The organism is Mesorhizobium sp. B2-7-1, from assembly GCF_006440735.1.
Lineage (GTDB): Bacteria > Pseudomonadota > Alphaproteobacteria > Rhizobiales > Rhizobiaceae > Mesorhizobium.
Map to the genome: position 1 here is coordinate 1 of NZ_VFUA01000187.1, position 5522 is coordinate 5522.

Consider the following 5522-nt stretch of genomic DNA (forward strand, 5'->3'; position numbering starts at 1 on the left):
TTTTTATGTATTGGTAGTCCAGCTAGTTGTTCAGTATCTGCTTGGGCGGCAGCGTCATTGCCGGTTTCGCGGGCGCTACCGCCGACGCCTTCACCCTGCTCGAGCGGCTCGAGGCCAAGCTCGAACAATATCCCGACCAGCTGACGCGCGCCTGCGTCGAGCTGGCCAAGGACTGGCGCACCGACCGCTATCTGCGCCGCCTGGAAGCCATGATGCTGGTCGCCGACAAGTCGGTCTCGCTGGCGCTGACCGGCAATGGCGACGTGCTGGAGCCCGAGCATGGCGTCATGGCCATCGGCTCCGGCGGCAATTACGCGCTGGCCGCGGCCCGCGCCCTGATCGACACCGACAAGGACGCCGAGGAGATCGCCCGCAAGGCGATGCAGATCGCGTCCGACATCTGCGTCTACACCAACAACAATTTCGTCGTCGAAACGCTCGATGCCGCTTGAGCTGCTCGACCATGATCCCAAAAAGTGGGAACCGGTTTTTGGACAAGATCATGGTCAATCAGGCACATGATCCCAAAAAGTGGGAACCGGTTTTTGGATGAGATCATGGTCAATCAGGAACATAGCTACGATTTTCGGCCGGTCACCGAGAAGGACCTGCCATTGATCGGCACATGGCTGCGCGAGCCGCATGTCGCCCAATGGTGGGATGATCCGGCAAAAGAAATCGCCGAGATCCGCGAGCATATGGATTCGGTTTCGGTGGAGCCGCTGATCGTCGAGCTCGACGGCAGGCCGATCGCCTACCTGCAGAGCTACGATCCGCATATGGAGGACGACCATCCCTATGCCGACCAGCCCTTTGGCACGCTGGGCATCGATCTCACGATCGGTCCGCCGGAGCTGGTCGGTGTCGGTCATGGCTCGGCCATCCTGCGCCAGTTCGTCGAGGAGCTTTTCGAGGAAGGCGCGCCGCGCGTCATCATCGATCCGCATCCCGACAATGGCCGCGCCATCCGCGCCTATGAGAAGGCCGGCTTCAGGCAGATAGGCCGCAGGCATTCGCAATATGGGGACGTCGTGCTGATGGCCGTCGATACGGCCGAGGACGATGAAAATCTGGGGGACTGACAAAATGATCGCGCCTGGAGAGGACAAGACGCTTTCGGCTTACGAAGACAGCTGGCGCATGGGCCTGTTGCTCGTGCTCGCTTTGGTCATCTTCCAGGCGGGCGCCTTGTACGGCATGGGCCATCCGCCGATCTGCACCTGCGGCTACGTCAAGCTCTGGCACGGCGTGGTCAACAGCTCCGAGAATTCCCAGCACATCGCCGACTGGTACACCTTCTCGCACATCATCCACGGCTTTCTCTTCTATGCGCTGGCGAGGTTCCTCTTTCCGCGCTCGCCGATAGGGCTGAGGCTGGCTTTCGCGGTCCTCGTCGAAGGCGGCTGGGAGCTTCTGGAGAACAGCCCCTTCATCATCGACCGCTACCGCGCCGGCACCATTTCGCTGAACTACTACGGCGACTCCATCATCAACTCGGTGTCCGACACGCTGTTCATGGCGCTGGGATTTGTGATGGCCAGAAAGCTACCTATATGGGTGATCGTGGCCCTGGCGCTCATCTTCGAGCTCGGCACGGGCTACATCATCCGGGACAATCTGACGCTCAACGTGATCATGCTGCTGCATCCGTTCGAGTCCATCAGGCAGTGGCAAAGTGGAATTTGAGTAATATGAGCACCTTTTCTCCCCGCGAAATCGTTTCGGAACTCGACCGCTTCATCATCGGCCAGAAGGACGCCAAGCGCGCCGTGGCCATTGCCTTGCGCAACCGCTGGCGCCGCCAGCAGCTGGAAGGCCAGATGCGCGAAGAGGTGATGCCGAAGAACATCCTGATGATCGGCCCGACCGGCGTCGGCAAGACCGAGATCTCGCGCCGCCTGGCGCGGCTCGCCGGCGCGCCGTTCGTCAAGGTCGAGGCGACAAAATTCACCGAGGTCGGCTATGTCGGCCGCGACGTCGAGCAGATCGTGCGCGACCTCGTCGAGGTCGCCATCGGCTTGGCGCGCGAGAAGATGCGCGGCGACGTCAATGCGCGCGCCCAGGTCAATGCCGAGGAGCGCGTTCTGGAAGCCCTCGTCGGCAAGACGGCGAGCCCCGCGACCCGCGACTCTTTCCGCAAGAAGCTGCGCGACGGCGAGCTCGACGACAAGGAGATCGAGATCGAGGTGGCCGACACCGGCACCGGCGGCATGCCCGGCTTCGAGATTCCCGGCATGCCGGGCGCCAATGTCGGCGTGCTCAACATCAACGACATGCTGTCGAAGGCGATGGGTGGCCGCAAGACCAAGACCCGCAAGACTACGGTGCGCGATTCCTACGCACTGCTGGTCAATGACGAGTCCGACAAGCTGCTCGACCAGGACGAGGTGGTGCGCAGGGCGCTGGAATCGGCCGAGAACGACGGCATCGTCTTCCTCGACGAGATCGACAAGATCGCCGCCAGGAGCGACATTTCGGGCGGCCCGTCCCGCGAAGGCGTGCAGCGCGACCTGCTGCCGCTGGTCGAAGGCACCACGGTCGCGACCAAATATGGGCCGATCAAGACCGACCATATCCTGTTCATCGCTTCGGGCGCCTTCCACGTCTCCAAGCCGTCCGACCTTTTGCCGGAGCTGCAGGGCCGTCTCCCCATCCGTGTCGAGCTGCGCGCGCTGGAGAAGGCGGATTTCGTGCGCATCCTCACCGAGACCGAGGCAAGCCTCATCAAGCAGTATATCGCGCTGATGAAGACCGAAGGCGTCGAGCTGACATTCACCGACGATGCTATCGATTCGCTTGCCGGCATCGCCGTCGATCTCAACGCCAGCGTCGAGAATATCGGCGCGCGGCGCTTGCAGACGGTGATGGAGCGCGTGCTGGACGAGATTTCCTACGACGCTCCGGACCGCAATGGTACCGCCGTCACCATCGACGCCGCCTATGTCGAGAAGCATGTGGGCGACCTGTCGCGCAACACCGACCTGTCGCGCTTCATTCTCTGATCTTCGGCTAATTTCGGGTCGGCCTGCAGGCCGGCCCGAAATCCAAAGTGTGGCCAAATGGAAGCATCTGGCCACCATTCGCAGCAGCAGGCTGAAGGCCTCTCTCGACTCTCCCGTGCGCTTTTCCTAGTTTGCCGCCGGTCAAAGGCGGCGGCTTATGAAGAAATACATACTACTCCTGGTTGGTCTTACCCTGGCGGCGGCGGTGACGATCGCCGACGCGGCGACGATGGTGCCGCCGGGCAACCGCAACAACGTGCAGCCGGATATTCCGGGCGCCTCAAGCCGGCGCACCCAGGCCACCAACACCACCTTCCAGGCCAAGTACCGCAAGGTCTACGCGCTGCTGCAGAACGACGCCGACCTTCGCGCCAAGATCAGGAAGGCGGCTGCCGCCTACGGCATCGACCCGATGCATATCGTCGGCGCCATCGTCGGCGAGCACACCTACAATGTCGACGCCTATGACCGGCTGCAGACCTACTACGTCAAGGCGATCTCATATTTGTCGAGCAAGCTTTCCTTCGCCTATCACGGCGAGGACATCTCGGATTTCATCCAGCGGCCGGAATTCAAGAAATGCGCCGGCACGGACGACAGCTACGACCTTTGGGAATGCCGCGAGCAGGTGTGGAACCGATCCTTCCGCGGCAAGACCGTCGGCGGCGAGGATTTCCCCAACGACCGCTTCGGCGCCACCTTCTTCCAGCCTTACTATGCCGGCCAGACTTTCGGGCTCGGCCAGTTGAACCCACTGACCGCGCTGCAGATGAGCGATTTGGTGCACAAGGTCTCCGGGCTGCCGAAGCTCGATGTCGATGATCCCAACGCCGTCTACAAGACCATTATGGATCCCGACCTGACGCTGCCTTACGTCGCCGCGACCATCAAGAAGTCGATCGACGCCTACCGCGGCATTGCCGGCTTCGACATCTCGCACAATCCGGGCATCACCGCGACGCTCTACAATGTCGGCAATCCCGAGCAGCGCGCCTATGCGCTGAAAGCCGAGAACGACAAGCGCCGCGCCGAAGGCCAAGCCGAAAAGCTGCCCGAAGAGAACTATTACGGCTGGCTGGTCAACGACAAGCTGGACGAGCTGAAGGCGCTTTTCTAGAAAACCTTACGCCGCGAGCAGCGATTTCAGCTTGACCGCTTGCGAGCCGAGCGCCTCCGGCGCCGGCGTTGCCCGCCTGGCGATCAGCATCTCCGCCAGCCGGATGTCGCGCGCCACCGCGTTGCCGGGGCCGATGCCGCTTGCGGCGACCAACCTGCCATCCTGCGCCAAATGGAACAGGATGAAGGCACCGTCGTCGAGGTCGCGCCGGACGATCGAGCGACCCTCGTCCGAAAGTCCGGCGATCTGCAGGGTCAGCCCGTACTGATCCGACCAGAACCACGGCACGGCGGCATGCGCCTCGCCGGCGCCCAGCATGTTCCTCGCGGCTAAGGCGCCCTGTTCCTGCGCGTTGCGCCAGGCCTCAAGCCGCACGCGCCGTCCGCCATAGACCGCGAGCGGGAACGAGCAGCAATCGCCGGCGGCGAAGATATCCGGGTCGGCGGTGCGCAGATGCGCGTCGACGGCGATGCCGTTGTCGATTGCCAGCCCCGCTTCGGCGGCAAGCGCCGTCACCGGCACGGCGCCGATGCCGATCACAGCGAGATCGGCGGCGATCGTCTGTCCGTCGGCCAGCGTGATGGCGACGTCCTTGCCGTCGTCGGCAATAGCGGCGATGCCCTGGCCGGTGCGGATCGCAACGCCCTCGGCCTCATGCGCCTTGTGGATGATCTCGGCAATCGCGGCCGGTACGCCGCGCCTCAGGATGCGTGGTTGCGCCTCGATGACCGTGACCGTGGCGCCGAGCTTGCGCGCCGAAGCGGCAAGCTCGAGGCCGATGAAGCCGCCGCCGATGATGGCGACGCGGTTTCCGGCGCTGAGATGGGCGCGGATAGCCAAAGCGTCGTTGAAAGTTCTCAGATAGACGCAGCGTGCGCCCAACCCCTGCATCGGCAACTTGCGCGGCACCGATCCGGTCGCCAGCAAAAGCTTTTCATATGGCAGGGAGGATCCGTCCGACAGCCGCACGAGATGCGCGGCGCGGTCGATCGCGACGGCCCGGACGGAGTGGATGTGCCGGATCGAGCGTTCGGCGAAGAGCTCGTCGCTGGCGATCGCCTTGATGGCCGGTGCCTCGCCGGTCATCGCTTCCTTCGACAGCGGCGGCCGCTCATAGGGCAGATGCGGCTCGTCGCCGACCAGCGTCACCGGCCCTTCGAAGCCGTGATCGCGCAGCGCAAGCGCGGCGCGGCCGCCGCATTCGCCTGCGCCGACGATCACCATTCCTCCCGTCATCGTCGTCACCCGACCTGAATGAGGACTTTTCCGGCGTCGACCTTGACCGGATAGGTCTTCAGGTTGACGCAGACCGGCGCGCCGCGGGCGTCGCCGGTCTTGTAGTTGAAGCGGCCATTGTGCTTGGGGCATTCGATGATGTCGTCCATCACCAGCCCGTCGGCGAG

General features: G+C 63.4%; 6 protein-coding genes and 1 pseudogene. 5 read left to right on the plus strand and 2 right to left on the minus strand.

The window, feature by feature from the left end:
• Positions 1-44: 44 nt before the first annotated feature.
• The 5 genes and pseudogenes from hslV to FJ471_RS33980 all read left to right on the plus strand — a co-directional run.
• Positions 45-452 (plus strand): annotated as a pseudogene (gene hslV / locus FJ471_RS33960) (ATP-dependent protease subunit HslV); the annotation flags it as partial.
• Positions 453-557: 105 nt separating this feature from the next.
• Positions 558-1082: a GNAT family N-acetyltransferase gene (locus FJ471_RS33965; RefSeq protein ID WP_140810952.1), complete on the plus strand. Its 525-nt coding sequence runs from the start codon at positions 558-560 to the stop codon at positions 1080-1082.
• Positions 1083-1086: 4 nt separating this feature from the next.
• Positions 1087-1686 (plus strand): DUF2585 domain-containing protein, encoded by a 600-nt coding sequence (locus tag FJ471_RS33970; RefSeq protein ID WP_140810960.1) that lies wholly within the window; start codon positions 1087-1089, stop codon positions 1684-1686.
• Between the two features lie 5 nt (positions 1687-1691).
• Positions 1692-3002 carry an ATP-dependent protease ATPase subunit HslU gene (gene hslU / locus FJ471_RS33975; protein WP_140810968.1) on the plus strand — a complete coding sequence of 437 codons (1311 nt, stop codon included), beginning with the start codon at positions 1692-1694 and terminating at the stop codon, positions 3000-3002.
• A gap of 157 nt (positions 3003-3159) precedes the next feature.
• Positions 3160-4119, plus strand: coding sequence for a DUF1402 family protein (locus FJ471_RS33980; protein WP_140810976.1), 960 nt, complete (start codon positions 3160-3162; stop codon positions 4117-4119).
• A gap of 6 nt (positions 4120-4125) precedes the next feature.
• Here the strand turns inward: FJ471_RS33980 and FJ471_RS33985 are convergent, their stop codons facing one another.
• Positions 4126-5355 carry an FAD-dependent oxidoreductase gene (locus FJ471_RS33985; RefSeq protein ID WP_140810984.1) on the minus strand — a complete coding sequence of 410 codons (1230 nt, stop codon included), beginning with the start codon at positions 5353-5355 and terminating at the stop codon, positions 4126-4128.
• 5 nt (positions 5356-5360) lie between these two features.
• A partial coding sequence (locus tag FJ471_RS33990; RefSeq protein WP_140810992.1) for a Rieske 2Fe-2S domain-containing protein occupies positions 5361-5522 on the minus strand: 162 nt, incomplete at its 5' end.

Excerpts from the sequence above, each read along its gene's own strand:
- FJ471_RS33985 (WP_140810984.1), bottom strand. The coding sequence starts at position 5,355 with ATGACGGGAGGAATGGTGATCGTCGGCGCAGGCGAATGCGGCGGCCGC.
- FJ471_RS33970 (WP_140810960.1), top strand. The coding sequence starts at position 1,087 with ATGATCGCGCCTGGAGAGGACAAGACGCTTTCGGCTTACGAAGACAGC.
- hslU (WP_140810968.1), top strand. The coding sequence starts at position 1,692 with ATGAGCACCTTTTCTCCCCGCGAAATCGTTTCGGAACTCGACCGCTTC.
- FJ471_RS33965 (WP_140810952.1), top strand. The coding sequence starts at position 558 with ATGGTCAATCAGGAACATAGCTACGATTTTCGGCCGGTCACCGAGAAG.
- FJ471_RS33980 (WP_140810976.1), top strand. The coding sequence starts at position 3,160 with ATGAAGAAATACATACTACTCCTGGTTGGTCTTACCCTGGCGGCGGCG.